This window comes from Shimia biformata, from assembly GCF_016888515.1.
GTDB lineage: Bacteria > Pseudomonadota > Alphaproteobacteria > Rhodobacterales > Rhodobacteraceae > Shimia_A > Shimia_A biformata.
In genome coordinates this window covers 1,313,192-1,337,502 of the sequence record NZ_JAFEJK010000001.1, presented here as the reverse complement: position 1 = coordinate 1,337,502, position 24,311 = coordinate 1,313,192, and the positions used below count along the sequence as shown (strand labels likewise).

The window sequence follows — 24,311 nt, the reverse complement described above, 5'->3', positions numbered from 1 at the left end:
AGGAGACCCGACATGGGCATTTTCGATTTTCTTTCCGGCGAATTCATCGACGTCATCCACTGGGTGGACGATACCCGCGACACCATGGTCTGGCGGTTCGAGCGTGAAGGCCACGAGATCAAGTATGGCGCCAAGCTGACCGTGCGCGAAGGTCAGGCCGCAGTTTTTGTGCATGAGGGACAATTGGCGGATGTGTTCACGCCCGGGCTCTACATGCTCGAGACCAACAACATGCCGATCATGACCACGCTTCAGCACTGGGATCACGGGTTCAAGAGCCCGTTCAAATCCGAGGTCTATTTCGTCAACACCACCCGGTTCAACGACCTGAAATGGGGCACCAAGAACCCGATCATGGCGCGCGACCCGGAATTCGGCCCGGTCCGCCTGCGCGCCTATGGCACCTATTCGATCCGCGTCAGCGACCCGGCGCGTTTCCTGACCGAGGTCGTCGGGACGGATGGCGAATTCACCATGGACGAGATCTCTTACCAGATCCGCAATATCATCGTGCAAGAGTTCAGCCGCGTGATCGCGGGCTGCGGCATTCCGGTTCTGGACATGGCCGCCAATACTGCCGATCTGGGCAAGCTGGTGGCGGCGGAAATCACCCCGACGCTGGCGGAATACGGGCTGTCGATGCCCGAACTTTATGTCGAGAACATCTCACTTCCCCCCGCCGTCGAACAGGCCATGGACAAGCGCACCTCGATGGGGATCGTCGGTGACCTTGGCCGCTATACCCAGTTCTCGGCCGCCGAAGCCATGACCGCGGCGGCGCAGACCCCGAATTCCGGCATGGCCGCCGGACTGGGGGCCGGCATGGGCATGGCGATGGCGCAGCAGATGGCGCAGCCCGGACCCTGGGGCGCGCGCCCAGCCGCACCCCAACCCGCCGCGGCGGTTCCCCCACCACCACCTCCGGTCGAACATGTCTGGCACATCGCCGAAAACGGGCAGACGCGTGGCCCCTTCTCGAAGGCCGCGATGGGGCGCATGGCGACCGCCGGCGAAATCACCCGCGAGACCCATGTCTGGACAGCCGGTCAGGATGGCTGGAAACGGGCCGAGGACGTTGCGGAGCTGGCTCAGCTGTTCACCATCCTGCCGCCTCCGCCGCCGGGAAGCTGATTACATTCTGGCGCGCGCGGCCCAGGCGCGGGCGGTCAACCGTACCGCCCCGCCGCGATCCAGCTGTGCCGCAAGTGCCTGACGCAGGGCCGCCTGCCCGTCCAGGGGCAGCGACGCCAAGTAACCCGGCGCGGGGCCAGCGCCCAGGGTGAAAGGAGAAAAGAAGTCTTCGAAACTGTCAAATACCGTTTCGACTTCAAGCGCGGTCACTTCGGCCTTTATCCCTGCCTCCCTGCACAGGGCAGCAATGCCATCCCTTGTGCAGAACGGAAAACGCACCGCCTCGTCCAGTTCCGCCGCCGCCGGATCAAGCGCGGCCGCCGCCTTCCAGAAAGCATCTATGAACCCCATGCCACCGCCAGGGTAATCCCAGACATAGAAGCCCAACAGCCTGCCGGGACGCAGCACGCGCCGCATTTCGCCCAGCGCCTTCACCCGGTCCGGCACAAAGTTCAGAACCAGGGCCGAGGCCGCCACGTCGCAGCTCGCGTCAGGCAGCGGCAGCGCCTCGGCACCGCCTTCGCAAAACCGCGCCCTGTCATCCGGTGTCAGCGCCCTTGCATGGGCGACAAACCCAGGCGAGGGTTCGATACCGACAACCGATGCAGGGTTGGTCCGGGCAAGGATCGTCCGGCTCAGCGCCCCGGTGCCACACCCGACATCAATCCAGTCCGCGCCCTTGGGCGGGGCAAGCCAATCCAGGAATGTTTCGGCAATCCGGGCGCTCCAGCGGCCCATGTAGGTCTCATAGCTTTGCCCGGCATCCCAGGCGTCGTGTCGTTGTTTTTCGGTCATTGCGTTTGTCCCGAAATGGCGGATGATGCTTACCGTTGCAGAATGAGTGTATCACAATGGCCTATGACCGCGAACTGATCTCGAACGGCAACCCGATGGAGGCGGTTGTCGGCTTCAGCCGGGCTGTTCGGGTGGGCCCATTCATCAGTATCGGCGGCACTGCACCGGTCGGACCGGATGGCAAGACCGTCGGCATCGGAGACGTTGCCGCCCAAACCCGGCAGTGTATCGAGATCATCAAGGCAGCACTCGAACAGGCGGGATCCGGCCTGCACGACGTGGTGCGTACCCGCGTAATCCTGACCAATATCGACAACTGGAAAGCCGCGATCGACGCGCGCAAGGAATATTTCCGCGATGTCCGGCCCGTGGACACAATCATGGCGGTGGATCGTTTCGTAAACCCCGAATGGCTGGTCGAACTTGAGGCCGATGCCGTCATCGCGGGCTGGACACCGTGACCAGCTGCCGCCTTTCAACCGCTTTGACCGATACCATCCAACAGCTTCTTTCTTGACAAAAATACTCTCGCCGAAGGCGCCTTTTGCATGACCGACACACCCCCACCCGCCCCCGAGCAGACCTACCGCTTTCCCTGCGCGCAATGCGGTGCGGACTACCGGTTTGCGCCCGGAACAGGGCAGTTGATCTGCGACCATTGCGGGCATGAAACCACAGTGGCTGAACAGGGCAAAGTGACGCCCATCCGGGAACTGGATTTCAAACAGGCGATGGCGAACCTCCTGCCGCTGCAGGAGATCGAGGAAACGCGGATATCGAAATGCCCCAACTGCGCTGCCGAGGTTTCCTTTGACGCCGACAGCCACGCCACCGAATGCCCGTTTTGCGCAACCCCTGTGGTGGTTGATTCCGGCACCCACCGCCATATCAAGCCGCGCGCCGTCCTGCCTTTTGCGCTGCCCGAACGTGCCGCGCACAAGGCCATGACCGACTGGTTGGGGCGGCTCTGGTTCGCGCCAAACGGGTTGCGGGAATATGCCCGCAAGGGGCGGAAAATGAATGGTATCTATGTCCCTTACTGGACCTATGACGCAGACACGAAATCGCGTTACTCGGGCGAACGGGGCACGGTCTATTACGTGACCCGGACCGTGATGCGGGACGGCAAGCCGGTTCAGCAACAGGTGCAGAAGGTCCGCTGGACCCCGGCCTCGGGCCGGGTCAAACGGTTCTTTGACGACATCCTTGTTCTTGCATCCAGATCGCTGCCAAAGACCTATACCGATGCGCTTCAGCCGTGGGACTTGTCCGCACTTCAGCCCTATCGCCCCGAGTTCCTGGCCGGGTTCGATGCCGAAGGCTATCAGGTCGATCTCGACGCAGGCTTTGACGAAGCGCGCCAGATCATGGACCGGGTGATCGAGCGGGACGTGCGCATGGCCATCGGTGGCGATCGCCAACGTATCCACGATATCGATACCGCGCTCAGCGACATCACCTTCAAGCACATCCTGCTTCCGGTATGGGTGGCGGCCTACAAATATCGCGGAAAGACCTATCGCTTCGTCGTCAATGGCCAGACCGGGCGGGTGCAGGGCGAACGCCCCTATTCGGCGTGGAAGATCGCCATTGCCCTGGTCCTTGGGGCTGCGATTGCGGCCGGGCTGGGTTATGTGATGGCGCAGGGCCAGTAAGGAAAACACCCGTCGCAACGGGACGAAAACGGGACACGCGCAATGAGCAATAGCGACGATACCGCCCAAGAAACCCTGCGGGGTCTTCTTCACGCCCGCCACTCCTGCCGAGCTTTCCGGCCTGACCCGGTGCCGCGCGCCGTGGTCGAACAGATACTGGAGGACGCCTGCCGCGCCCCAAGCTGGTGCAATGCCCAGCCGTGGCAGGTTGTTGTGACCTCGGGAGATGAGACAGAAGCCTTTCGGCAGGCCATGCTGAACGCCTTTGATACCGGCCACCCCAACCCCGACTTCCCTTTCCCGACCGGCTATTCCGGCCCATACAAAGAGCGGCGTTTCACCTGTGGTATGCAGCTTTATGAAGCGGTGGGGATCGAGCGGGGAGACAAGGATGGCCGCGTGCGCCAAATGCGCGAGAACTATCGTTTTTTCGGGGCACCGCATGTTGCGATGATCTCGACCGCGCGCGAATTGGGACCTTATGGCGCGCTGGATTGTGGCGGGTTCATCACCGCCTTCTGCCTGGCGGCGCAGGCGCAGGGGATCGCGACCGTTCCACAGGCGGCGATCGCCTTTTATTCAGATGTTGTGCGCGAACACTTTGACCTTGGCGATGACCGCATGGTGCTATGTGCTATCTCATTTGGCTATGCCGACGACACCCATCCCGCCAACCAGTTCCGCACGTCACGTGCGACGCTGAGTCAGGTGGTGGACTGGCGCGACTGAGCCCAGACCAGATCGCCGGCCAGCCGCCCCCGGAAAGGTCCGTTCTCGACGTGGTCACGAGCCGTGGGGTGGATTGACTCGGACCGGTCCCGCAGGATGACGCGCGGCCGCCGGATCAGGAACATCTTGGCCCAGGCCTGCCAGGTGCCGACCGAAGGCGCATCGACATTGGTCACAAACCGCGCCCGCCAGCCATCGGGCAAAGGCAGTTCACAGCCTTCGGCCCGGTCCAGCATCCAGACCAGCGGGATATTGGCCAATGGCCGCGCCGCGTCGAACCCGCCCAGCTGACCGCCGATGTCGCCGTGGGTTCCGCGGAACCAGACCTGTTCGGCGCGGCCCGACCAGTCGTCGGGGCAAGACCAAAGCACAGGCTCGAAAACCTCTCGGGTCTCGTCCAGCGCCAGCGCGTGAAACCCGTGCCGTATCGACGGGCCAAGGTTGTGGTTGTGAAACCGATGCCGTTCTTCGGTCAACCGCCACAAAAGTGGCAACCGCAGGCCGAGCGCCTTGACCGTGTCAAAGACCCCAACCATTTCGATCTCGACCGCGTCGTGACAGAAAGCGCGCGCAAAGACACGGGCGGCATCGCTGTCCGGCGCGCCCTCGTAATGGCGGTATAGCTGGCGCACATTGCGTTCCGTGGCGTGGCTGGCCTTCAACAAACCGACCTGGTCAATGGCTCCGGCCAATGATCGCACCGCAAAAGCACCACGCGAATAGCCGATGAGGAAAATCCGGTCGCCGGGCCGGTAACGCGAGGCAAGAAACCCATAGGCGCGCCGGATCTGGCGGTTGATCCCCCGCCCCATCATCACATCCGGGGTCGAGCGCCAGTCGTGCCACTGCACACCGCCTTCATACCACAGGGACAACCCGCCGACTTCTTGCAGAAGGCGATAGATAAGACCTGCGTTGGTTTCTTCGCCCGGAGCAAGCGAGGACATGGTCCCATCAAGGATGATCACGTGGGTCTGCGGCCCGCGTCCCCGCGCAGCCGGGCTGTGATCAGACTTGAGCGTTCGTCCGAGCCAGCCAAAAACCTTCTTAGTGATCCGTGTCAGCGACACCTTGCAACAAACTCCAGACTTTCATCGGGGTGAACGGCATATCCGCCTGACGCACCCCTTTGTCCCACAACGCATCCTGCACTGCATTGGCGACGGATGCCATGGACCCGACCGTCCCGGCCTCTCCACAGCCCTTCATGCCCATCGGGTTCATGGTCGAGGGCACGGCCTCGGTCGTGAACCTGAACATAGGCATATCCGACGCCCTTGGCACCGCATAGTCCATGAAACTTGCCGTGAGCAGCTGCCCCTCATCGTCATGAACCACATGTTCCATCAGCGCCTGACCCGCCCCCTGCGCAATCCCGCCATGAACCTGTCCCTCGGCCAGCAAGGGATTGATCAGGTTGCCGAAATCATCGACCACCGTATAGCGATCCAGCCGGACCTGCCCGGTCTCGGGGTCGATCTCGACTTCGGCGACGTGGCCGCCATTGGGGAAGGACCGCCCCGGCAGGGTTGCGCGGGCTTCATGGGTCAGAAGGTCCATCCGCCCATCGGCACGTGCCATGTCCGCCGCCTCGGACAATGTCGGAGTCAGGTTTGACCCCTCGGCGCGAAACCGCTCGGCATCAAACGTCACTGCACTTTCCGCGACCCCCATCTTGTCCGCCAGATAAGGGGTGAAGGCCGCGATCATCGTCTCGACCGTGGCCAGCGTCGCATGTGTCTGCGTCGTGACCGAGCGGGACCCGCCCGTGCCGCCACCCTTGGCAATCAGGTCACTGTCGCCCTGCACCACACGGATCATGTCAGCCGGAATGCCGGTCTGGTCCGACAGGAACTGGGCATAGACGGTTTCATGCCCCTGACCGTTCGACTGGGTGCCGACAAAGATCGTGGCGCCGCCATCTTCTTCCAGCACGACTCGCGCGCCTTCGGAAGGATCACCCAGAATGCTTTCGATATAGTAACAAAGCCCGATCCCGCGCAGATAGCCCGCCTTTTCACTGGCCGCCCTGCGCGCCTCGAAACCCGCGACATCGGCAAATTCCTCAAGACGATCCAGTACCCGGTGGAAATCACCGACGTCATAGGTCTCGCCCACCTGCGTCTTGTAGGGGAAGGCATCGGCGGGGATGAAGTTGCGGCGGCGCAAGTCCCAGCCGCTGACGCCCAATTCGCGCGCGGCGCGGTCCATGACCCGTTCCAGCACATAGATCGCCTCGGGCCGCCCCGCCCCGCGATAGGCATCGACCTGCGTGGTGTTGGTATAGATACCGATATGGTTCATCCAAAGGGTGCGGATGTCATAAGTGCCCGGCATCACCCGCGAAAACAGCTGGGTCTGGATACCCTGCCCGAACTGCGAGTTGTAAGCCCCCAGATTGACATGCGATTTCACCCGATAGGCGGTTATCCTGAGATCCGCATCAAAAGCCAGTTCCGCATGGGAATAGAGGTCACGCGCAGCATGGTCGGCCAATGTCGCCTCGGTCCGTTCGCAGATCCAACGCACCGGGCGGCCAAGCACACGCGCTGCCTGTGCCACGGCAAGGGTTTCGGGGTGGACGATGGCCTTCAGGCCAAAGCCTCCGCCGACATCCGGGTTGGTGACATGCACCTTGTCCTCGGGCAGGTTCAGCGCCGTGGCAATCTGGCCTTTTGGCACCCAGACGCCCTGGGCATTGACCGTCACATGAACCCGGTCCCCGTCCCAATCGGCAAAACAACCGCGCGGCTCCAGCGGGCTGGGCAGAACGCGGTTGTCGGCCACGTCAAGGCGCACCACATGGGCGGCCTCGGAAAAGGCTGCGTCGGTCGCAGCCTCGTCCCCGATGCCCCAGTCAAAGGCAACATTGCCAGGCGCCTCGGAATGAATCTCGGGACCACCCGGCGCCACCGCCAGCGAGACCGGCAGTTCCTCATAGTCAAACTCGATCAGCTCGGCGGCATCACGCGCCTGTTCCAGCGTCTCGGCCACCACAAGGGCCACCGGATCACCGACGAACCGTACCCGGTCACGCGCCAGAATCGGACGCACGGGCGCTGCGGCCTTGGTGCCGTCGCGATTGTCGACAAGAATGGCGAACATGGCGACATTCATGCCCGCCGCCTCAAGATCCGCGCAGGTCAAGACCGCGTGAACCCCGTCTGCGGCGCGGGCCTCGGTCACGTCCAGCCCGCTGATCCGGGCATGGGCCACGGGCGAACGGAACACAACCGCATGCAGCGCACCACGCGGCGCAATGTCGTCCACATACCGCCCTGCCCCGGTCAGAAATCGCCGATCTTCGACCCGCGTGACCGGCTGGCTTTTGCCGAATTTCTCCAAAACCCCGCCCCTTCTGTCCGTGAAACTTCATCGCAACAGGGGCAGAGATTAGCGGCCCGGTCGCCCTTGTCCAGCGAAGGCAGCGTTAAAGTTGGTCGACGGTCACGACCTCTTGCGTGCCATAGCCGTTGAACCGCGTCGAAATCGCGGCGGAATAGGCCCCGGCCCCGGCAAACAGCAGGTGGTCACCTTCTTCAATGCCGTTTGGCAGGGGCACCGGGTCCGGCAAGCGGTCGATGCTGTCACAGGTTGGGCCAAAAACCACACGCGGCGTCATTGCCCCGCCTTTCTCGCTTCCATCCGCGCCAATGACCCGAACACGGTCCGTCAACCCGATATCGCGCAGCTCGGTCAGGGCACCATAGACCCCATCATTGAGGAACACCGCACCATCGCGCCGCACGGTTTTGACCCGCAGCGCCAGCGTAAATGCCTCGGCCACCATCGCACGACCGGGTTCACAAACCAGTTCTGGCCGTGCTGCGCCGAACGCGCGCGTGGTTTCCTGATCGATACGGTCAAAAATCGCCTCAAGATCCGGCGCTTCTCCATTGCGATGCGAGGCAAACCCGCCACCGACATTGAGCCGCGCCAGTTGCACACCGGCGCGCCGCGCAACCTCGGCCGCCTCGACGATATAGACCGCCCAGGCCTGCGGGTCCGCGCATTGCGTGCCCGGGTGAAAGGTGATCGACGGGGTGAAGCCCATCGCCGCCGCCTCGCGCAGCAGGTCAACCGCCTGGTCCGGGTCAGCGCCGAATTTGGCGCCGAAATCATAGGCGGCCCCGCTGACCGGCAAGCGCAGGCGCACTGAGACTTCGGTTCTCTGGACATCGGTCAGCTTGCCCAATTCGCGCGGACAATCCACCGACCAGCTTTGAATGCCGTAACCGGCGGCAATCGCGACTTCGTCCCGCGACCGGACCGGGTTGTGATAATGCAGCACCGCCGAAGGCTGAACCCGGCGCATCGCCGCCATTTCGTGTGGCGAGGCAACGTCAAAGGCGGACATGCCCGCACCAACCAAGTTGTCCAGTACAACCGGCAAATCATTGGCCTTTACCGCATAGGTGACAAGGCCGGGAAAGCCGCGCTGAAACCGCGTCGCCGTCGCCTGAAGCACTCTGGGCGAAAAGAAAAGAACGGGATTGTCCGGGCGAAAACGCTCGACATAGCCAAGGGAAGACGGCCAAAGGGGGGGCTGGTGTTGCATCGCGATACCTCAAGTCCTGTTTCCCCCAGAATCCGGCATTTTCGCGTCGATTTATCAGGTCATCATGCTAGTATTGACCAATCTAGCAAACATATCGACGAGATGACCATACAGTTAGACGATACCGACCGCGCATTGATCAGCCTGCTCAGCGAAAACGCCAGAACGCCTGTGTCGCTTCTGGCACGGCGTCTGAAACTGGCGCGCACCACCGTGCAAGCGCGGATTGAGCGGCTTGAATCCTCGGGCGCCATTTCAGGCTACACCTTGCGCCTTGGCGAAATCGCCCGCCCCCGCATCCGCGCAACCGCGCTTGTGTCGATCGAACTGAGAACAGGACCCACCGTGCTGGCACGGCTCAAGTCCCTGCCGGCGGTCGAGGCGGTGCATACGGTGTCCGGGCGGTTCGACCTTCTGGTGCAGATCGCCGCCGACACCACCGCCGAGCTTGACGACACGCTCGACAGGATCGGCGAAGCGAAAGGCGTGAAAAGTTCAGAAAGCCTGATCCACCTGTCCACCAAGCTGGATCGCGTCAGACCGTGACCAACGCGCATGTGGGTGACGTCGGGAATTGGGTATTTTGGACCAGCAAAAAGGCCATTGACCGGATGCGCCCCCGCCTTGCCCGTCCATCCTCAAAGGGACACTCATGACATGGGCGGGGGCGGCTTTTCACTGGTGCGGTCATCGGCTCCCCAGCCTGTACCGCGAGATCAGGATGGCGTGATTCCGATTAACAAAAGGTTCCGCACTTTTTTCTGGTCAGAAATACCCAAGGCGCACCCGTTCCGCCCGCGCGACGCGGCTTGAAAAAACCGTGCACTCTGCCTTTCCCTTTGCCGCCGCTTTCGGTAATTCATGCCGCGACCGGAAAAGGGATCTGACGACATGGCGATGGAAAAGACCTTCAACGCAGCCGAGGCAGAAAGCCGCCTTTATGACGCCTGGGAAAAGGCGGGCTGTTTCACGGCCGGGGCCAATGCCAAGCCCGGCGCTTCGACCTATTGCATCATGATCCCGCCGCCGAACGTGACCGGCGTGCTGCACATGGGGCATGCCTTCAACAACACGTTGCAGGACATCCTGATCCGCTGGAAGCGGATGCAGGGGTTCGACACGCTCTGGCAGCCGGGCACTGACCATGCCGGGATCGCCACGCAAATGGTGGTCGAGCGCAAGCTGGCCGAGACCCAGCAGCCCTCGCGCCGGGAACTGGGCCGCGAGGCATTCCTTGAGAAGGTCTGGGAATGGAAAGAGCAATCTGGCGGCACCATCGTCAACCAGCTGAAGCGTCTCGGTGCCTCCTGTGACTGGGACCGCACGGCGTTCACGATGTCCGGCGCCCCCGGCGCGCCCGAGGCCGAGCGCCACGGCAATTTCCATGATGCCGTGATCAAGGTTTTTGTCGACATGTACAACAAGGGCCTGATCTATCGCGGCAAGCGGTTGGTGAACTGGGACCCGCATTTCGAGACCGCAATCTCGGACCTGGAAGTCGAGAATATCGAGGTTGCCGGCCATATGTGGCATTTCAAATACCCGCTGGCAGGGGGCGAGACCTATACCTTTGTCGAGAAAGACGAGGACGGAAATGTCGTTCTTGAGGAAGAGCGTGATTACATCTCGATCGCCACGACCCGCCCCGAAACCATGCTGGGCGACGGCGCGGTGGCGGTTCATCCATCGGATGAACGTTACGCGCCAATTGTCGGCAAACTTTGCGAAATCCCGGTTGGCCCGAAAGAACACCGCCGCCTGATCCCGATCATCACCGATGAATACCCCGATCCCGATTTCGGCTCGGGCGCGGTGAAGATCACCGGTGCGCATGACTTCAACGACTATCAGGTCGCCAAGCGTGGTGGCATCCCGATGTACCGATTGATGGATACCAAGGGTGCGATGCGCGAGGACGGCGCGCCTTATGCCGAGGCTGCCGCCATCGCAATGCAGGCCGCCAAGGGTGAGGTTTCGCTGTCGGAAACCGAAGCGGACGCCATCAACCTGGTCCCCGACGATCTGCGCGGCCTTGACCGGTTCGAGGCCCGGTCGCGCGTGGTGGACCAGATCACGGCAGAAGGGCTGGCGGTGATGGTTGCAAACCCCGAGGCCGGTGCCGAAGGTGAGCCCGAGTTCATCCCTTACGTCGAGAAAAAGCCGATCATGCAGCCTTTCGGCGACCGCTCGAAAGTGGTGATCGAGCCGATGCTGACCGACCAGTGGTTTGTCGACACCGACAAGATCGTCGGACCAGCGCTGGACGCGGTGCGCGACGGCACAGTGAAGATCCTGCCCGAGTCAGGCGAGAAGACCTATTATCACTGGCTTGAGAACATTGAGCCTTGGTGCATCAGCCGCCAACTGTGGTGGGGCCACCAGATCCCGGTCTGGTACGGGCTGAACCTGTCCGGCGAAGGCTATGTCGATGACGAGAATGACGGCGCGCTGGATCTTGTCGAGATGGGCCGCCTGTTGTCGTCGCAATCGCTGTTGCCGGGGGACGAGCTGCACCATTGCGCCGCCGATTTCGACAGCGTCGTGTCGAAGTTCAAGGACGACGAGGCCGGATTGCCGGTTCCGCTGAACCACGCCCGCGTGGTCGAGGTTGCGGACCGCGCCGAGGCGCTGGAAACCCTTGCCGCGTCGCTGGCGCAGTATGAGACCACGCAGGACCCGACCCAGCTGATCTATCCTGTCTGGCGTGACCCGGACGTTCTGGACACCTGGTTCTCGTCCGGGCTGTGGCCGATCGGCACGCTGGGCTGGCCTCAGGAGACCGAGGCGCTGGCCAAGTATTTCCCCACATCGACGCTGGTGACCGGACAGGACATCCTGTTTTTCTGGGTCGCGCGGATGATGATGATGCAGCTTGCGGTGGTCGATCAGATCCCATTCGACACGGTCTATCTGCACGGGCTTGTCCGCGACGCCAAGGGCAAGAAGATGTCGAAATCCACCGGCAACGTGATGGACCCCTTGGACATCATCGACGAATACGGCGCGGATGCGCTGCGGTTCTCGTCGGCGGCGATGGCGGCGCTGGGGGGTGTCCTGAAGCTCGATATGGAGCGGATCAAGGGCTATCGCAACTTCGGCACCAAGATCTGGAACGCCGTGCGCTTTGCCGAGATGAACGGCGTTTACGAGGGCGGCGCGCCGTCGGCGGCGATCCCCGAGGCCACAGCGACCGTGAACAAGTGGATCATCGGCGAGACCGGCAAGGTCCGCGTTGCGGTGGACGAGGCGCTGGAAGGGTTCCGATTCAATGACGCGGCATCGGCGCTTTACGCCTTTGTCTGGGGCAAGGTCTGTGACTGGTATGTCGAGTTTTCCAAGCCGCTGTTGAACAGTGACGATGCAGCGGTTCAGGCCGAGACCCGCGCCACGATGGGCTGGGTCATGGACCAATGCCTGACCATGCTGCACCCGATCATGCCTTTCATCACCGAAGAGCTGTGGGGCGAAACTGGCGCGCGGGCCAAGATGCTGGTCCATGCCGACTGGCCGTCCTATGGCGCGGAACTGGTCGATGAGGCGGCGGACCGCGAAACCAACTGGGTGATTTCGCTGATCGAGGCGATCCGTTCGGCGCGCAGCCAGATGCATGTGCCTGCTGGCCTGAAACTGCCGATGCTGGTGAGCGAGTTGGACGAAGCGGGCCGCGCCGCTTGGGACAGGAACGAAGCACTGATCCTGAAACTTGCGCGGATCGAAAGCCTTGCCGAAGTGGATGCCTTCCCGAAAGGCTGTGTTTCGATCACCGTCGAGGGCGGCAGCTTTGGCCTGCCGCTGGCGGATGTGATCGATGTGGCCGAAGAAAAGGGGCGGTTGGAGAAAGCGCTTGGCAAGCTTGAGAAAGAGGCCGGGGGTCTGCGGGGCCGCCTGAACAACCCGAATTTTGTCGCCTCGGCCCCGGAAGAAGTCGTCGAGGAAGCCCGCGAAAACCTTGCCGCGCGCGAGGATGAGATCGGGCGGGTCAAGACTGCACTGGCGCGACTGGCCGAAATGGAGGCCTGAGGGGGCGCCGCCCCCTTGCTTGAAAACACCTTGTTTTCAAGCTTCACCCCCGAGGTATTTTGAGCAAGAGGAAGGGCGGTTCTGGCAAGGGCCGCCCTTCGTGCCTATCTTGAGGGTATGATACGCGACCTCAGAAACCTGATTGAACGGCAGATCCTCAAGGCAGAGGCCGAGGGGCAGTTGTCGGGGCTGGAAGGGAAGGCAAGCCCTTGCCGCGCCGCCATGACCTTGAGGACCCCGCGATTGCGGCGGGGCACCGGATCATGGCCGAGGCCGGGGTCCTGCCGCGTGAATTTGCGCTGAAACGGCAGCTAGACGATGCGCGCGCGGCGTGGCGGGCGGAAAGTGATCCTGCGGCGAAGAAGGTGTTGATGGCCAAGATCGCCGAGTTGGAGATGGCCTATGACATCGAGCGCGAAGCCTATCGCAAGTTCCTGAAGTAACTTACTTAAACACCGGCGCGCGCTTCTGCATGTTGGCCGCGATCACTTCCATCTGATGCGGGCGGCCGATCAGCCCAGCCTGTTCGCGGCTTTCTTCTAGAAGAACGGCGGCAGGGTCCTGGCTGTTGGTTTCTGCAAAGCCGATCAGGCGTTTTGCGGCGCGGATCGCCGAGGGGCTTTTTCTTGCAATCTCGGTCGCCAGTGCCATGGCTGCGGCCTCGGGGTCTTCGGCCAGTTCCGTGATCAGCCCCCAGTCCGCCCCCTGTTCGGCGGTGATCGGCGCGGCGGTAAAGGTCAGCTTGCGCAAAACATCCGAGCGGCAAAGTGTCGGCAGAAGCGCCATGCCGCCCATGTCCGGTATCAGCCCCCATTTCATTTCCATCACCGCCAGCTTGGTGCCCGGCGCCGCGATGCGGATATCGGCGCCCACCGCGATCTGCAGGCCGCCGCCAAAGGCGACACCTTTCAGCGCCGCGATCACCGGGACCGGGATGTCGCGCCAGACCATGGCGACGCGCTGGAACCGGTTGCTTTGACCATGGGTGCGCGGCATCAGGTGCTGTTCCGGGTCGCCGCCCGCCAGCGCGCCGAAACTGGCCACATCCAGCCCGGCACAGAAGGCCGCGCCTTGGCCTGACAGCACCACGGCGCGGATGTCATCGCGCTCCAACAGCCCCTCGCCCGCCTCGATGATGGCATCGATCATCGCCGGGTCGAGCGCATTCATCTTGTCGCCCCTGGTCAGGGTGACACGGGCGATATGATTCTCGATCTCGACGGAAACGCGGGACATGGGACTCTCCATTTCAGGTTGGGCGCAGTTTCACCGCGACGGGCGACAAAATCCACAGTGACGTGAGGGCATAAGCGCTTGCCCAGCGCCGCGCCCAAGGGCATTCTCCGCGCCATGACCGGACCCAGATACACACCGCTTGCCCAATCCCTGCCCGCCACCGTGCCCTTTGTCGGCCCCGAAGCGCAGGAGCGTGCCATGGGTCGCGCGTTTGATGCGCGGCTTGGCGCGAACGAGAACATCTTTGGCCCATCGCCCAATGCGATCGCAGCGATGCAAGACGCGGCGGCGGATATCTGGATGTATGGCGATCCCGAAAGCCATGATCTGCGCCACGCGCTGGCGGCATTCCACGGCATCGCCCTATCCAACATCGTGGTGGGCGAAGGAATCGACGGATTGCTGGGATATCTCGTGCGGCTTCTGGTCGGGCCCGGTGACACCGTGGTCACGTCGGACGGGGCCTATCCGACCTTCAACTATCACGTCGCCGGATTTGGTGGTGTCCTGCACAAGGTCCCCTATCGCGACGACGCCGAGGACCTGCCCGCGCTGATTGCAAAGGCTGCCGAGGTTGACGCCAAGCTGATCTATTTCGCCAATCCCGACAACCCGATGGGCAGTTGGGTCAGTGGCGACACAATCATGTCTGCGCTGGAGACGCTGCCGGAAGGCTGCCTTCTGGTGGTGGACGAAGCCTATGTCGAACTTGCCCCGGCGGGGACGGCGGTCAGCTGCGACATCGAAGACCCGCGCCTGATCCGCATGCGCACCTTTTCGAAAGGCTATGGCATGGCAGGGGCAAGGGTCGGATACGCCATGGGTGCGACCGACCTGATCCGCAGCTTCGAGAAGATCCGCAACCATTTCGGCATGAACCGCGCGGCGCAGGCCGGGGCGCTGGCGGCGCTGGCGGATGATGACTGGCTGGTTTCAACCCGACGGCAGGTCGCTGCCGCGCGGGCCCGGATAGCCGCCATCGTGGAAGAGAACGGCCTGACCGCGCTGCCCTCGGCGACGAATTTCGTCGCTGTCGACTGCGGCCGTGACGGGGCCTATGCCAAGGCGGTGCTGGACGGGCTGGTGGCGCGGGGCGTTTTTGTCCGCATGCCGTTCGTTGCCCCTCAGAACAGATGCATCCGCATCAGCTGTGGCCCCGATGCGGTGCTTGCGCATTTTGCAAACGCCTTGCCGCAGGTTTTGGCGGAACTTGGCTGATCCGGGTCGCTCTCGTCACTGTGACCTGACAGGATGACAAAACGCGCTACGCTCTTGCCGCAAGGAGGGTTGGGTCATGGCGCGCAATGTCAAACCTGTGGAAAACTACACCAATACCTGTCTTGTCCTTGGACTGGTGAACCTGGTCTGGGTGCTGATCGCGATATGGGCCTTCTTGGGGTACGCCTTTGCTCTGCTGACGGCGCTTGGCCTGAATGCCTGGGTCAATCGGCTGGCTGCGCGCAAACGGGCCTGAGCCTTAACGGGTTGCCCCGGCAATCACCGTGGATGCGGCCTCGATCCCGCCGCGTCCATGCGGGATGCCCAGCGCCACCATTCCGGTCTGCACCGTTGCCAGAAGTCCCATGATCATCTGCGCATTGACATGCCCCATGTGACCAAAACGGAAGAAACCGTCCCCGTCCGGGTCTTCTGCCGTGGACATGCCAAGGCCGATGCCAAGGGTCAGCCCCGCCTGATCCTGACACCAGCGCCGCAGGCGGGTGCCGTGTTCGGCGCCGATTGCCAATGAGGTCACGGCATGGCTGCGGTTCTTTTCCTCTGCCACGTTCAGGCGGATCGGACCACCCTGCCCCCAGGCGTCCACGGCGGCCCAGATTGCACGGGCCAGAACCTCGTGCCGAGACCAGACATGTTCGATCCCCTCGTCGTGGATCAGGTCCAGAGCGGCGCGCAGGCCATACAGGTGATGGGTCGGCGCAGTGCCGCAGAAATACTGGTAATAGCGTTCAGGATTGATGCGCGGCTCCCAATCCCAATAGCGGCTGACACGCGGCATCGCGGCGCGGCGCGCGCGGGCTTTGTCATTGAGAAAGACAAAGCCGATCCCCGGCGGCACCATCAATCCCTTCTGGCTGGCGGCAATGGCTATGTCGATGCCGTTCCTGTCCATCTCGAACCGGTCGCACCCCATCGAAGCGATGCAGTCGGCCAGCAAAAGGGCGGGATGACCGGCCGCGTCCAGCGCCCGTCGCAACATCGCCATATCGGTCTTGATCGAGGACGAGGTATCGACGTGGGTGCCCAGAACCGCCTTGATCCGGTGGCCCTTGTCCGCCTGCAGCGCGTCGGCCACTTGGTCCGGGTCGATCGGGTTGCTGGTTCCAAAGTCGATCACCTGCGCCTCGGCGCCCAGTCCGGTGGCAACGTCAGCCCACCCGTGGCCGAAAGACCCGGTTGCGGGCACAAGCACCACGTCCCCCGGTCCGACAATATTGGCCAGCGCCGCCTCCCAGATCGCGTGGCCATTGCCGATATAGATCGCCACGTGACCATCGGTGCGCGCAACCTTTTTCAGGTCGGGAAACAGGCTTTCGGTCAGGGCGATCAACTCACCTTCGTAAATATTCGGCGCGGCGCGATGCATGGCGCGCAGGACCGACTCGGGCATGACCGAGGGACCGGGAATGGCAAGGTAGGAACGTCCATTGGCAAGGGACATGAGCGACTCCGAAAGCTGAACACCGCGACACTACTGGCGTGATCGGCAGGGTCAATCGCCTGCGGGCAACAAAGACACCTGCTGCCCAAACATTGGGAGAATTGCAAATTCGGGAATTTCCCCCGGACAACCTTCCGCGCTATGGTTCCCATGACCGGATCGGGCTGATATGTCCGGTCAAGGACAAACGGATACGTGAAAAAGCCAGACCATGACCCCGTCACGCGGAACTCAGTCGAAATCAAAGGCGGACGCCGCGTGACCAATACGCCGGTTCCCACCGACAAGACCGCCAAGGCACCCGCGCCCGATCAGTCGCGCGGGCTGGTGCTGTGGCTGTGGCGCAATTATCTGAACAGATACATCTGGCTATTGCTGTTGGCGCTTCTGTTCATGTCGATCGAGGGCTCGATGCTGGGTGCGCTCAGCTGGATGATGCAGCCGATGTTCGACAATGTCTTCCTGGCTGGGGACCTTTCGGCCCTGTGGTCGGTCGGGCTGATGATTATGGCGATCTTCATTGGCCGGGCGCTGTCGTCGATTGCACAGAAAGTGATCCTGACCAGCATCTCGCAACGCACTGCCGCTCAGATCCGCACGGACCTTCTGGATCGATTGATGCGGCAGGATAATGCCTTCCATCAGACCCACCCGCCCGGATACCTGATCCAGCGGGTGCAGACGGATGTTCAGCAGGTAAACAACGTCTGGAACACGGTCATCACCGGCGCGGGGCGCGATTCCGTCTCGCTGGTGGTGCTGCTGGGGGTGGCGGTCAGTGTGGACTGGCGATGGACAGTGGTGGCGATGATCGGCATCCCGGTGCTGGTGTTGCCCTCGCTCATAGCGCAGCGCTTCGTGCGCCGCCGCGCGCGGGAAGCCCGCGACCTGGGGGCAAAACTGGCCACCCGGCTTGATGAGGTGTTCCACGGCATCGTTCCGATCAAGCTGAACCGGCTGGAAAACTATCAGTCGCGCCAATACCGCGACCTCACCGGCAAACTTGTGCGCACCGAGGTCCGCGCCGCGCTTGGGACTGCGAGCATACCCGGCCTGATCGACATCATGTCCGGGCTCGGTTTCCTGGGCGTGTTGATCTATGGCGGCGGTGAGATCATCGCGGGCGAGAAAACCGTCGGCCAGTTCATGACTTTTTTCACCGCCATGGGTTTTGCGTTTGAACCTTTGCGCCGGCTTGGGGCGGTCAGTGGCCTGTGGCAGGTCGCCGCCGCGTCGATTGAACGGATCAAGGAGCTGCTGGAAGCACAGCCCACGCTGGTTTCACCGAAAAACCCGGTGGCGGCGCCCAAAGGGGTGCCCGACGTTGCGTTGCAGGATGTCTTCCTTGCCTATGGCGACGCCAAGGTTTTGCGCGGCACCACCTTCGTCGCCGAAGCGGGCAAGACCACCGCGATTGTCGGATCCTCAGGTGCGGGCAAATCAACCGTGTTCAACGTGCTGACCCGCCTTGTCGATCCCGACCGGGGAGAGGTTCTGATTGGCGGCATCCGCACGGACGCCATGGCGCTTGGGGATCTGCGCGATCTTTTCTCGGTCGTGTCGCAGGACGCGCTATTGTTTGACGAAACATTGCGCGAGAACATCCTTTTGGGGCGCACGGATGTCAGCGACGCCGCGCTGAAGAAGGTACTGGATGCCGCACATGTATCTGATTTCCTGGCGAAGCTGCCAAAAGGTCTTGAAACCCCCGTCGGACCGCGTGGTTCGAACCTCTCGGGCGGACAGCGTCAGCGAGTGGTAATCGCGCGTGCCCTGCTGCGCGACACCCCGATCCTGCTTCTGGACGAAGCCACCAGCGCGCTGGACACCAAATCCGAAAAGGTGGTGCAGCAGGCGCTGGACCGCCTGTCCAAGGGCCGCACCACGCTGGTGATCGCCCACCGCCTGTCCACCGTACGCGAGGCCGATCGCATCGTGGTGATGGACAAGGGCAAGGTCGCCGATCAAGGCACGCATGACGAACTGCTTGATCGCGGCGGCATCTATGCCGATCTCTACAACCTTCAGTTCAATACCCCGGGTCTTTCGACCGAGGAAATGGCCCAGCGCCGGGCCTTGGCAAGAACGACAACCGCCGACCAGAAAGTGAAACAGAAAAAGGGGCTTGTCGCCAAGCTTCTGTCGCGGTTGCCGCGCATCTAGCTGCTTTTGCGGTAGCTCTTGCTCAGGCGTTCGGGTGAAACCCCGGCAAAATACCGCGCCAGCGTCCAAAGGTTCCGCGCCCCGCGCCAGAGCCAGCCTTCGGCCTGATAGCGTTCGGCCCGTGTGATGACAGTTGCAGGCAACAGGACCGGGCGCTGATCCAGCCTGCGCACCAGTGCCACGTCCTCCATCAGCGGAATGTCAGGGAAGCCCCCGGCCCGCTCATAGATGCGGCGTGGTAACAAGAGCGCCTGATCCCCATAGGGCAACCCGAACAGGCGGCTGCGCAGGTTGGCCCAGCCTGCCACGCACCGTCCGGCCCAGCCACCGCCATCGAATGACAGGCGGAAACAGGCGGCGCGGCGGCTTGGCAGGTGTCCGATCACCGCTTCGGACCAGCCCTCGGGCAGGATCGTGTCGGCATGCAGAAAAAGGAACCACTCGCCACGCGCCGCCATTGCCCCGGCCCGCAGTTGCCCCCCTCGCGACGGTGGCGCCGTCAGAAGCGTGGCCCCGGCGTCATCGGCAAACTGGACCGTTGCATCTGTCGATCCGCCGTCCACCACGATCAGCTCACCGATCAGACCGGCCTGCATGCCTTCCCACAGCGCACCAAGACACCGCGGCAGGGTTTCGCCCGCATTCAATGTCGGGATCACCACCGTGAGAGGCGCGCGCATTTCCATCTCCTGTCCTGTTGCGTCCGCTGCTTGGACCTATATTAATCTCGTCAGGAATGACAGGGGCCGGACATGAGCGAACGCAAGACCTTCCTGATCACCGGAATGGACGCCGAGGATTTCCTTCAGGGTCTGATCACAAATGACATCAAGAAACTGGACGCCGGCATGGTCTATGCCGCGATCCTGACGCCGCAAGGCAAGTTCCTTGCCGATTTCTTCCTGTCTCGGCGCGGCGACGCCATCCTGATGGATGTCGACGCCACCGTTGCCGACGGGCTGGTGCAGCGGCTGTCAATGTACAAGCTGCGCGCCGACGTGCAGATCACCCCGGCGGACCTTTTTGTGCATCGCGGCACCGGAGAGACCCCCGTCGACGGGTTTGCCGATCCCCGCCATCCCGACATGGGCTGGCGGGCCTATCGCGACACGGCGCAATCTGGCGATGATACCGACTGGGATACGATCCGCGTGGCCCGTTGTATCCCGGAGACAGGCACCGAGTTGACCCCGGACAGCTATATTCTGGAGGCCGGATTCGAGCGGCTGAACGGCGTCGATTTCCGCAAAGGCTGTTACGTCGGTCAGGAAGTCACAGCGCGGATGAAGCACAAGACCGAATTGCGCAAGGGGTTCACCACCGTCACCGTTACCGGCGCCGCTGAACCGGGCACGCCAATCACCCGCGAAGGCCGGGAAGTCGGAACCCTGTTCACCCGCTCCGGCGACCGCGCCATTGCCTTCCTGCGCCTTGATCGCACCGGCCCCGGCATGGTGGCGGGCGACGCGAGCGTTACCCTTGACTGACCCGGTCCATCAGACCGTCGAAACCCTGTTGGGGGTCCGCGTGGCCTCGGCCAGACCGCTGCACGGCGGGGACTTGTCGCAGGTACAGCGCCTGACCCTGACCGATGGCCGCCGCATTGTCGCAAAGACCGGCCCGCTGGTTGTCGAAGAAGCGAGGATGCTGCGCGACATCCGCGCTGCCAACGCTCCGGCGCCTCGCGTTCTGGCGGCACGGGACACGGTTCTGGTGATGGAATTCCTGCCCGAAGCACAGGCACATGCCAAGGGCTGGACCGCGCTTGGTGAGGGGTTGCGCCATCTTCATTCCGCATTGGGCGACAGTTTCGGCTGGGACCGGGACTATGCCTTTGGCGATGTCGCGATCCCCAATACCCGCCATCGCAACTGGGCGACCTTCTGGGGCGACACAAGGATCCGCCCGTCGCTTTTCGCTTTGCCAGCGCCGCTTGCCCGCCGCGCCGAGACACTGATTGACGCGCTGCCCGACCTTTTGCCAAAGGCCCCGCCAGCCGCCTTGTTGCACGGTGACCTATGGGCGGGGAACGTATTGTTCACCGCCGACGCAGCATTTCTGATAGACCCGGCCTGCTATCACGGCGACCGCGAGGTCGACCTTGCGATGCTGACCTTGTTTGCCACGCCCCACCCGGCCTTCTGGCAGGCCTATGGCGCGCTTGAGCCGGGATGGGAACGCCGTCGCGCAATCTATCAGCTGTGGCCCGCGCTGGTGCATCTGCGTCTGTTCGGCGGCAGCTATCAGTCCATGGTCGACGCAAAGCTGGACGCGGCCGGGTTCTGACGGCGGACAAAAAAAACCCGCGCCAATGGCACGGGTCTGATCTGTGACTTGTGTCGCGCTCAGTGCGTCCAGGGGCCGCGCCGGTTGGTAGCGAAATTCTCGCCATAGCCGCCGGGCCGGATATTCGGCTTGCGTTTGTGCGGTGCAATCACCGTCGCTTCGATCCCGTGTTCGCGGGCATAATCCAATGCCGCCTCTTTCGATTTGAACCGCAGGCGCACCTGCGAGGTCATATCACTGGACCCGGTCCAGCCCATAAGCGGATCAACCGTGCGCGGCGCGGCCGGGTCATATTCAAGCACCCAATGATGGGTTTTCGCCTGACCCGAGGTCATGGCGTTACGAGCAGGCTGATAGATACGAGCGGTCATGGCGCACCCTCCTTGAACTTGCCGCTTTATCAGGGATTCTGACGGTCCGGGCAAGCGCCGAATTGCCTCAGGGCGCCATCTAGCGCGCGTCCAGACGCCGATCCAGCAGGGGAAGGTCGCAAGCAGCAGTGGCTGCCGTCCAAACCACGGGGAGCGAGGGGTAAAAAATGCGGCCTGCTCGACGACCAAGTTCTGCTGCTTGCTGGTAAATGATAGGAAAGATTTGAATCTTTTTGCAATACGCGCGCGGCACAAAATTACCCAATATTGGGTATTGAGGGCATAAACGTTCAAATTGGACAGCCATTCGCACCAATTCACCCCGCCGACAGCCTGACCTAACGTCAATTTTGACCGAATCTTCAAAATCATTCGAACCCGACAAATATGGTTTGCCATACCTTACTGACAGATCCTGTCAGCAGCGGGGGTTGAACACGACCTTCATAAAGGCACATTGTTTCTTGATCCCGGAGACTGCCATGACCGATATTCAAGACCTTCCAATGATGCAAAACCCCCGCGCCGCCCGACCCAAGCTGGAGGGCGGCAAACGGTTTGTCATGCAGACCGAATTCGCACCCGCCGGGGATCAGCCCACCGCGATCAAGGAGCTTTCAGGTGGCGTATTGTCCGGCGAACGTGACCAGGTGCTTCTGGGCGCGACCGGAACGGGCAAGACATTCACCATGGCAAAGGTGATCGAGGAAACCCAGCGCCCAGCCATTATCCTCGCCCCGAACAAGACCCTCGCCGCCCAGCTTTATGGAGAGTTCAAAGGCTTCTTCCCCGAAAACGCGGTCGAGTATTTCGTCAGTTTCTATGACTACTACCAGCCCGAAGCCTATGTCCCGCGCACCGACACCTATATCGAAAAGGAGTCGATGATCAACGAACAGATCGACCGCATGCGCCACTCGGCGACGCGGGCGCTTCTGGAACGGGATGACGTGATCATCGTGGCCTCGGTTTCCTGCATCTACGGCATCGGGTCGGTCGAAACCTATTCGGCCATGACACAGGACCTGATCGTCGGCAAGGACTATGACCAGCGGCAGGTCATGGCCGACCTCGTCGCCCAGCAATACAAGCGCAACGATCAGGCGTTTCAGCGCGGGTCGTTCCGGGTGCGGGGCGACAGTCTGGAAATCTTCCCCGCTCACCTTGAGGACCGCGCATGGAAGCTGTCCTTTTTCGGCGAGGAGCTGGAATCGATTACCGAGTTCGACCCGCTGACCGGTGAAAAGACCGACACGTTCGAGAAAATCCGCGTCTATGCGAATTCGCACTATGTCACCCCCAAGCCGACGCTGCGGCAGGCGGTGATCTCGATCAAGGAAGAGTTGAAGCTGCGGCTGAACCAGCTGGTCGACGAAGGCAAGCTGCTGGAAGCCCAGCGGCTGGAACAGCGCACCAATTTCGACATCGAGATGCTGGAAGCCACCGGCCATTGCAACGGGATCGAGAACTATTCGCGTTACCTGACAGGGCGCGCGCCCGGTGAACCGCCCCCCACCCTGTTCGAGTTCATCCCCGACAATGCCATTGTATTCGCCGATGAATCCCATGTCAGCGTGCCGCAGATCGGCGGCATGTATCGCGGTGACCACCGGCGCAAGTTCACGCTGGCCGAACACGGGTTCCGCCTGCCCTCCTGCATGGACAACAGACCCCTAAAATTCGAGGAATGGGACGCCATGCGCCCGCAATCGGTCTTTGTATCGGCCACGCCCGGCAACTGGGAGATTGAACGCACCGGCGGCGTCTTTACCGAACAGGTGATCCGTCCCACCGGGCTTCTGGATCCCGAAGTTGAAATCCGCCCCGTGGACATGCAGGTCGACGACCTTCTCGACGAGGTGCGGAAGGTGGCCGACAGGGGCTTCCGCACGCTGGTCACGACACTGACTAAGCGCATGGCCGAAGACCTGACCGAATACATGCACGAACAGGGCATCAAGGTCCGCTACATGCACAGCGACATCGACACGCTGGAACGGATCGAAATCCTGCGCGACCTGCGGCTGGGGGCGTTTGACGTGCTGATCGGCATCAACCTGCTGCGCGAGGGGCTGGATATCCCCGAATGCGGTCTGGTCGCCATTCTGGATGCCGACAAGGAAGGGTTCCTGCGGTCCGAGACCTCGCTGATCCAGACCATCGGCCGTGCCGCCCGGAACGCCGAGGGCCGCGTCATCATGTATGCCGACCGGATTACGGGGTCGATGGAACGGGCGCTGGCGGAAACCGACCGCCGCCGCGCGAAACAGATCGCCTATAACGAGGAACACGGCATCACGCCGGAGACGGTGAAGAAGAACGTCGAGGACGTGCTGGCCGGGCTCTATCAGGGCGACACCGACATGTCCCGCGTCACCGCCACCATCGACAAACCGATGCACGGCGCCAACCTGGAAGCGGTGCTTGAGGGCATGCGGACGGACATGCGCAAGGCCGCCGAGAATTTGGAGTTCGAGGAAGCCGCCCGCCTTCGGGACGAGATCAAGCGCCTGGAAGCGGTCGATCTGGTGGTCTCCGACGACCCCATGGCCCGACAATACGCGGTCGAAGCGGCAGGTGAAAAAGCGAAGTCCCGGTCAACGGCTGGCCGGGCGGGTCAGCGGGGTGGGAATGTGAAGAGGAGAAAAAAATAGGGCAGACTTCTGCCTGCCCTAATGAAGTGAAAA

At 62.4% G+C, this 24,311-nt stretch carries 21 protein-coding genes; 13 read left to right on the top strand and 8 right to left on the bottom strand.

Annotated features, from left to right (window positions below; genetic code table 11):
• Positions 1-12: 12 nt before the first annotated feature.
• Positions 13-1,131: an SPFH domain-containing protein gene (locus JQ863_RS06535; RefSeq protein WP_204113496.1), complete on the top strand. Its 1,119-nt coding sequence runs from the start codon at positions 13-15 to the stop codon at positions 1,129-1,131.
• Here JQ863_RS06535 and JQ863_RS06530 read toward each other — a convergent pair whose 3' ends face one another.
• Positions 1,132-1,926, bottom strand: a complete 795-nt coding sequence (locus JQ863_RS06530) for a class I SAM-dependent methyltransferase (protein WP_204113495.1) — start codon at positions 1,924-1,926, stop codon at positions 1,132-1,134.
• A 56-nt stretch (positions 1,927-1,982) separates the two neighbouring features.
• On the opposite strand from JQ863_RS06530, the gene JQ863_RS06525 reads away from it, so the two are divergent.
• The 3 genes from JQ863_RS06525 to JQ863_RS06515 all read left to right on the top strand — a co-directional run bounded on the left by JQ863_RS06525 (position 1,983) and on the right by JQ863_RS06515 (position 4,310).
• A complete protein-coding gene (locus JQ863_RS06525; protein WP_239113222.1) occupies positions 1,983-2,387 on the top strand; it encodes a RidA family protein in 405 nt (134 codons plus the stop codon).
• An 87-nt stretch (positions 2,388-2,474) separates the two neighbouring features.
• On the top strand, positions 2,475-3,581 hold the full coding sequence (locus tag JQ863_RS06520; RefSeq protein WP_204113494.1) for a TFIIB-type zinc finger domain-containing protein: 1,107 nt from the start codon (positions 2,475-2,477) through the stop codon (positions 3,579-3,581).
• Between the two features lie 42 nt (positions 3,582-3,623).
• Positions 3,624-4,310, top strand: a complete 687-nt coding sequence (locus tag JQ863_RS06515) for a nitroreductase (RefSeq protein WP_204113493.1) — start codon at positions 3,624-3,626, stop codon at positions 4,308-4,310.
• On the opposite strand, the gene JQ863_RS06510 is transcribed toward JQ863_RS06515, so the two are convergent.
• From JQ863_RS06510 to JQ863_RS06500, 3 genes are all read right to left on the bottom strand, one after another.
• Positions 4,286-5,380 carry a phospholipase effector Tle1 domain-containing protein gene (locus JQ863_RS06510; RefSeq protein ID WP_204113492.1) on the bottom strand — a complete coding sequence of 365 codons (1,095 nt, stop codon included), beginning with the start codon at positions 5,378-5,380 and terminating at the stop codon, positions 4,286-4,288. The two genes, JQ863_RS06515 and JQ863_RS06510, sit on opposite strands and share 25 nt — an antisense overlap.
• Complete coding sequence (locus JQ863_RS06505; RefSeq protein ID WP_204113491.1) at positions 5,358-7,655, bottom strand: xanthine dehydrogenase family protein molybdopterin-binding subunit; 2,298 nt, start codon at positions 7,653-7,655, stop codon at positions 5,358-5,360. The genes JQ863_RS06510 and JQ863_RS06505 overlap by 23 nt, the downstream gene beginning before the upstream one ends.
• A gap of 85 nt (positions 7,656-7,740) precedes the next feature.
• Positions 7,741-8,868, bottom strand: coding sequence for a type III PLP-dependent enzyme (locus JQ863_RS06500; protein ID WP_204113490.1), 1,128 nt, complete (start codon positions 8,866-8,868; stop codon positions 7,741-7,743).
• Between the two features lie 108 nt (positions 8,869-8,976).
• Here JQ863_RS06500 and JQ863_RS06495 point away from each other — a divergent pair, with 108 nt between their 5' ends.
• The 3 genes from JQ863_RS06495 (at position 8,977) to JQ863_RS06485 (ending at position 13,331) form a co-directional block, all read left to right on the top strand.
• Complete coding sequence (locus JQ863_RS06495; protein WP_204115075.1) at positions 8,977-9,414, top strand: AsnC family transcriptional regulator; 438 nt, start codon at positions 8,977-8,979, stop codon at positions 9,412-9,414.
• Between the two features lie 345 nt (positions 9,415-9,759).
• Complete coding sequence (locus JQ863_RS06490; protein WP_204115074.1) at positions 9,760-12,888, top strand: valine--tRNA ligase; 3,129 nt, start codon at positions 9,760-9,762, stop codon at positions 12,886-12,888.
• Between the two features lie 209 nt (positions 12,889-13,097).
• A complete protein-coding gene (locus JQ863_RS06485; protein ID WP_338055495.1) occupies positions 13,098-13,331 on the top strand; it encodes a hypothetical protein in 234 nt (77 codons plus the stop codon).
• A gap of 1 nt (position 13,332) precedes the next feature.
• On the opposite strand, the gene JQ863_RS06480 is transcribed toward JQ863_RS06485, so the two are convergent.
• Entirely contained in the window at positions 13,333-14,124 is a 792-nt protein-coding gene (locus tag JQ863_RS06480; RefSeq protein ID WP_204113489.1) for a crotonase/enoyl-CoA hydratase family protein, read from the bottom strand.
• A 114-nt stretch (positions 14,125-14,238) separates the two neighbouring features.
• On the opposite strand from JQ863_RS06480, the gene JQ863_RS06475 reads away from it, so the two are divergent.
• Both JQ863_RS06475 and JQ863_RS06470 read left to right on the top strand, forming a co-directional pair.
• Entirely contained in the window at positions 14,239-15,342 is a 1,104-nt protein-coding gene (locus JQ863_RS06475; RefSeq protein WP_204113488.1) for a pyridoxal phosphate-dependent aminotransferase, read from the top strand.
• Between the two features lie 76 nt (positions 15,343-15,418).
• Positions 15,419-15,598: a hypothetical protein gene (locus tag JQ863_RS06470; RefSeq protein WP_204113487.1), complete on the top strand. Its 180-nt coding sequence runs from the start codon at positions 15,419-15,421 to the stop codon at positions 15,596-15,598.
• Positions 15,599-15,601: 3 nt separating this feature from the next.
• On the opposite strand, the gene JQ863_RS06465 is transcribed toward JQ863_RS06470, so the two are convergent.
• The gene (locus JQ863_RS06465) at positions 15,602-16,804 is read right to left on the bottom strand and encodes a pyridoxal-phosphate-dependent aminotransferase family protein (protein ID WP_204113486.1); all 1,203 of its coding nucleotides are present in this window, start codon (positions 16,802-16,804) and stop codon (positions 15,602-15,604) included.
• A 258-nt stretch (positions 16,805-17,062) separates the two neighbouring features.
• Here JQ863_RS06465 and JQ863_RS06460 point away from each other — a divergent pair, with 258 nt between their 5' ends.
• The gene (locus tag JQ863_RS06460) at positions 17,063-18,967 is read left to right on the top strand and encodes an ABC transporter transmembrane domain-containing protein (RefSeq protein ID WP_204115073.1); all 1,905 of its coding nucleotides are present in this window, start codon (positions 17,063-17,065) and stop codon (positions 18,965-18,967) included.
• Here the strand turns inward: JQ863_RS06460 and JQ863_RS06455 are convergent.
• Entirely contained in the window at positions 18,964-19,647 is a 684-nt protein-coding gene (locus JQ863_RS06455) for a TIGR04283 family arsenosugar biosynthesis glycosyltransferase (RefSeq protein WP_204113485.1), read from the bottom strand. The genes JQ863_RS06460 and JQ863_RS06455 overlap by 4 nt on opposite strands.
• Before the next feature lie 72 nt (positions 19,648-19,719).
• Between JQ863_RS06455 and ygfZ the strand changes: the two genes are divergently transcribed.
• Positions 19,720-20,454: a CAF17-like 4Fe-4S cluster assembly/insertion protein YgfZ gene (gene ygfZ, locus JQ863_RS06450; protein WP_204113484.1), complete on the top strand. Its 735-nt coding sequence runs from the start codon at positions 19,720-19,722 to the stop codon at positions 20,452-20,454.
• Complete coding sequence (locus JQ863_RS06445) at positions 20,447-21,253, top strand: fructosamine kinase family protein (RefSeq protein WP_204113483.1); 807 nt, start codon at positions 20,447-20,449, stop codon at positions 21,251-21,253. Before ygfZ ends, JQ863_RS06445 begins: the two co-directional genes overlap by 8 nt.
• A 59-nt stretch (positions 21,254-21,312) precedes the next feature.
• Here JQ863_RS06445 and JQ863_RS06440 read toward each other — a convergent pair whose 3' ends face one another.
• Positions 21,313-21,624, bottom strand: a complete 312-nt coding sequence (locus JQ863_RS06440) for an ETC complex I subunit (protein ID WP_204113482.1) — start codon at positions 21,622-21,624, stop codon at positions 21,313-21,315.
• Positions 21,625-22,106: 482 nt separating this feature from the next.
• On the opposite strand from JQ863_RS06440, the gene uvrB reads away from it, so the two are divergent.
• Positions 22,107-24,278, top strand: a complete 2,172-nt coding sequence (gene uvrB, locus JQ863_RS06435; RefSeq protein WP_275411513.1) for an excinuclease ABC subunit UvrB — start codon at positions 22,107-22,109, stop codon at positions 24,276-24,278.
• The last annotated feature ends 33 nt before the right edge of the window (positions 24,279-24,311 follow it).

What these genes read in the sequence shown, in the direction of transcription:
- JQ863_RS06465 (WP_204113486.1), bottom strand. Translation starts at nt 16,804, where the DNA reads ATGTCCCTTGCCAATGGACGTTCCTACCTTGCCATTCCCGGTCCCTCG.
- JQ863_RS06500 (WP_204113490.1), bottom strand. Translation starts at nt 8,868, where the DNA reads ATGCAACACCAGCCCCCCCTTTGGCCGTCTTCCCTTGGCTATGTCGAG.
- JQ863_RS06440 (WP_204113482.1), bottom strand. Translation starts at nt 21,624, where the DNA reads ATGACCGCTCGTATCTATCAGCCTGCTCGTAACGCCATGACCTCGGGT.
- JQ863_RS06475 (WP_204113488.1), top strand. Translation starts at nt 14,239, where the DNA reads ATGACCGGACCCAGATACACACCGCTTGCCCAATCCCTGCCCGCCACC.
- JQ863_RS06455 (WP_204113485.1), bottom strand. Translation starts at nt 19,647, where the DNA reads ATGCGCGCGCCTCTCACGGTGGTGATCCCGACATTGAATGCGGGCGAA.
- JQ863_RS06470 (WP_204113487.1), top strand. Translation starts at nt 15,419, where the DNA reads ATGGCGCGCAATGTCAAACCTGTGGAAAACTACACCAATACCTGTCTT.
- JQ863_RS06480 (WP_204113489.1), bottom strand. Translation starts at nt 14,124, where the DNA reads ATGTCCCGCGTTTCCGTCGAGATCGAGAATCATATCGCCCGTGTCACC.
- JQ863_RS06525 (WP_239113222.1), top strand. Translation starts at nt 1,983, where the DNA reads ATGGCCTATGACCGCGAACTGATCTCGAACGGCAACCCGATGGAGGCG.
- uvrB (WP_275411513.1), top strand. Translation starts at nt 22,107, where the DNA reads ATGACCGATATTCAAGACCTTCCAATGATGCAAAACCCCCGCGCCGCC.
- ygfZ (WP_204113484.1), top strand. Translation starts at nt 19,720, where the DNA reads ATGAGCGAACGCAAGACCTTCCTGATCACCGGAATGGACGCCGAGGAT.
- JQ863_RS06530 (WP_204113495.1), bottom strand. Translation starts at nt 1,926, where the DNA reads ATGACCGAAAAACAACGACACGACGCCTGGGATGCCGGGCAAAGCTAT.
- JQ863_RS06535 (WP_204113496.1), top strand. Translation starts at nt 13, where the DNA reads ATGGGCATTTTCGATTTTCTTTCCGGCGAATTCATCGACGTCATCCAC.
- JQ863_RS06490 (WP_204115074.1), top strand. Translation starts at nt 9,760, where the DNA reads ATGGCGATGGAAAAGACCTTCAACGCAGCCGAGGCAGAAAGCCGCCTT.
- JQ863_RS06520 (WP_204113494.1), top strand. Translation starts at nt 2,475, where the DNA reads ATGACCGACACACCCCCACCCGCCCCCGAGCAGACCTACCGCTTTCCC.
- JQ863_RS06515 (WP_204113493.1), top strand. Translation starts at nt 3,624, where the DNA reads ATGAGCAATAGCGACGATACCGCCCAAGAAACCCTGCGGGGTCTTCTT.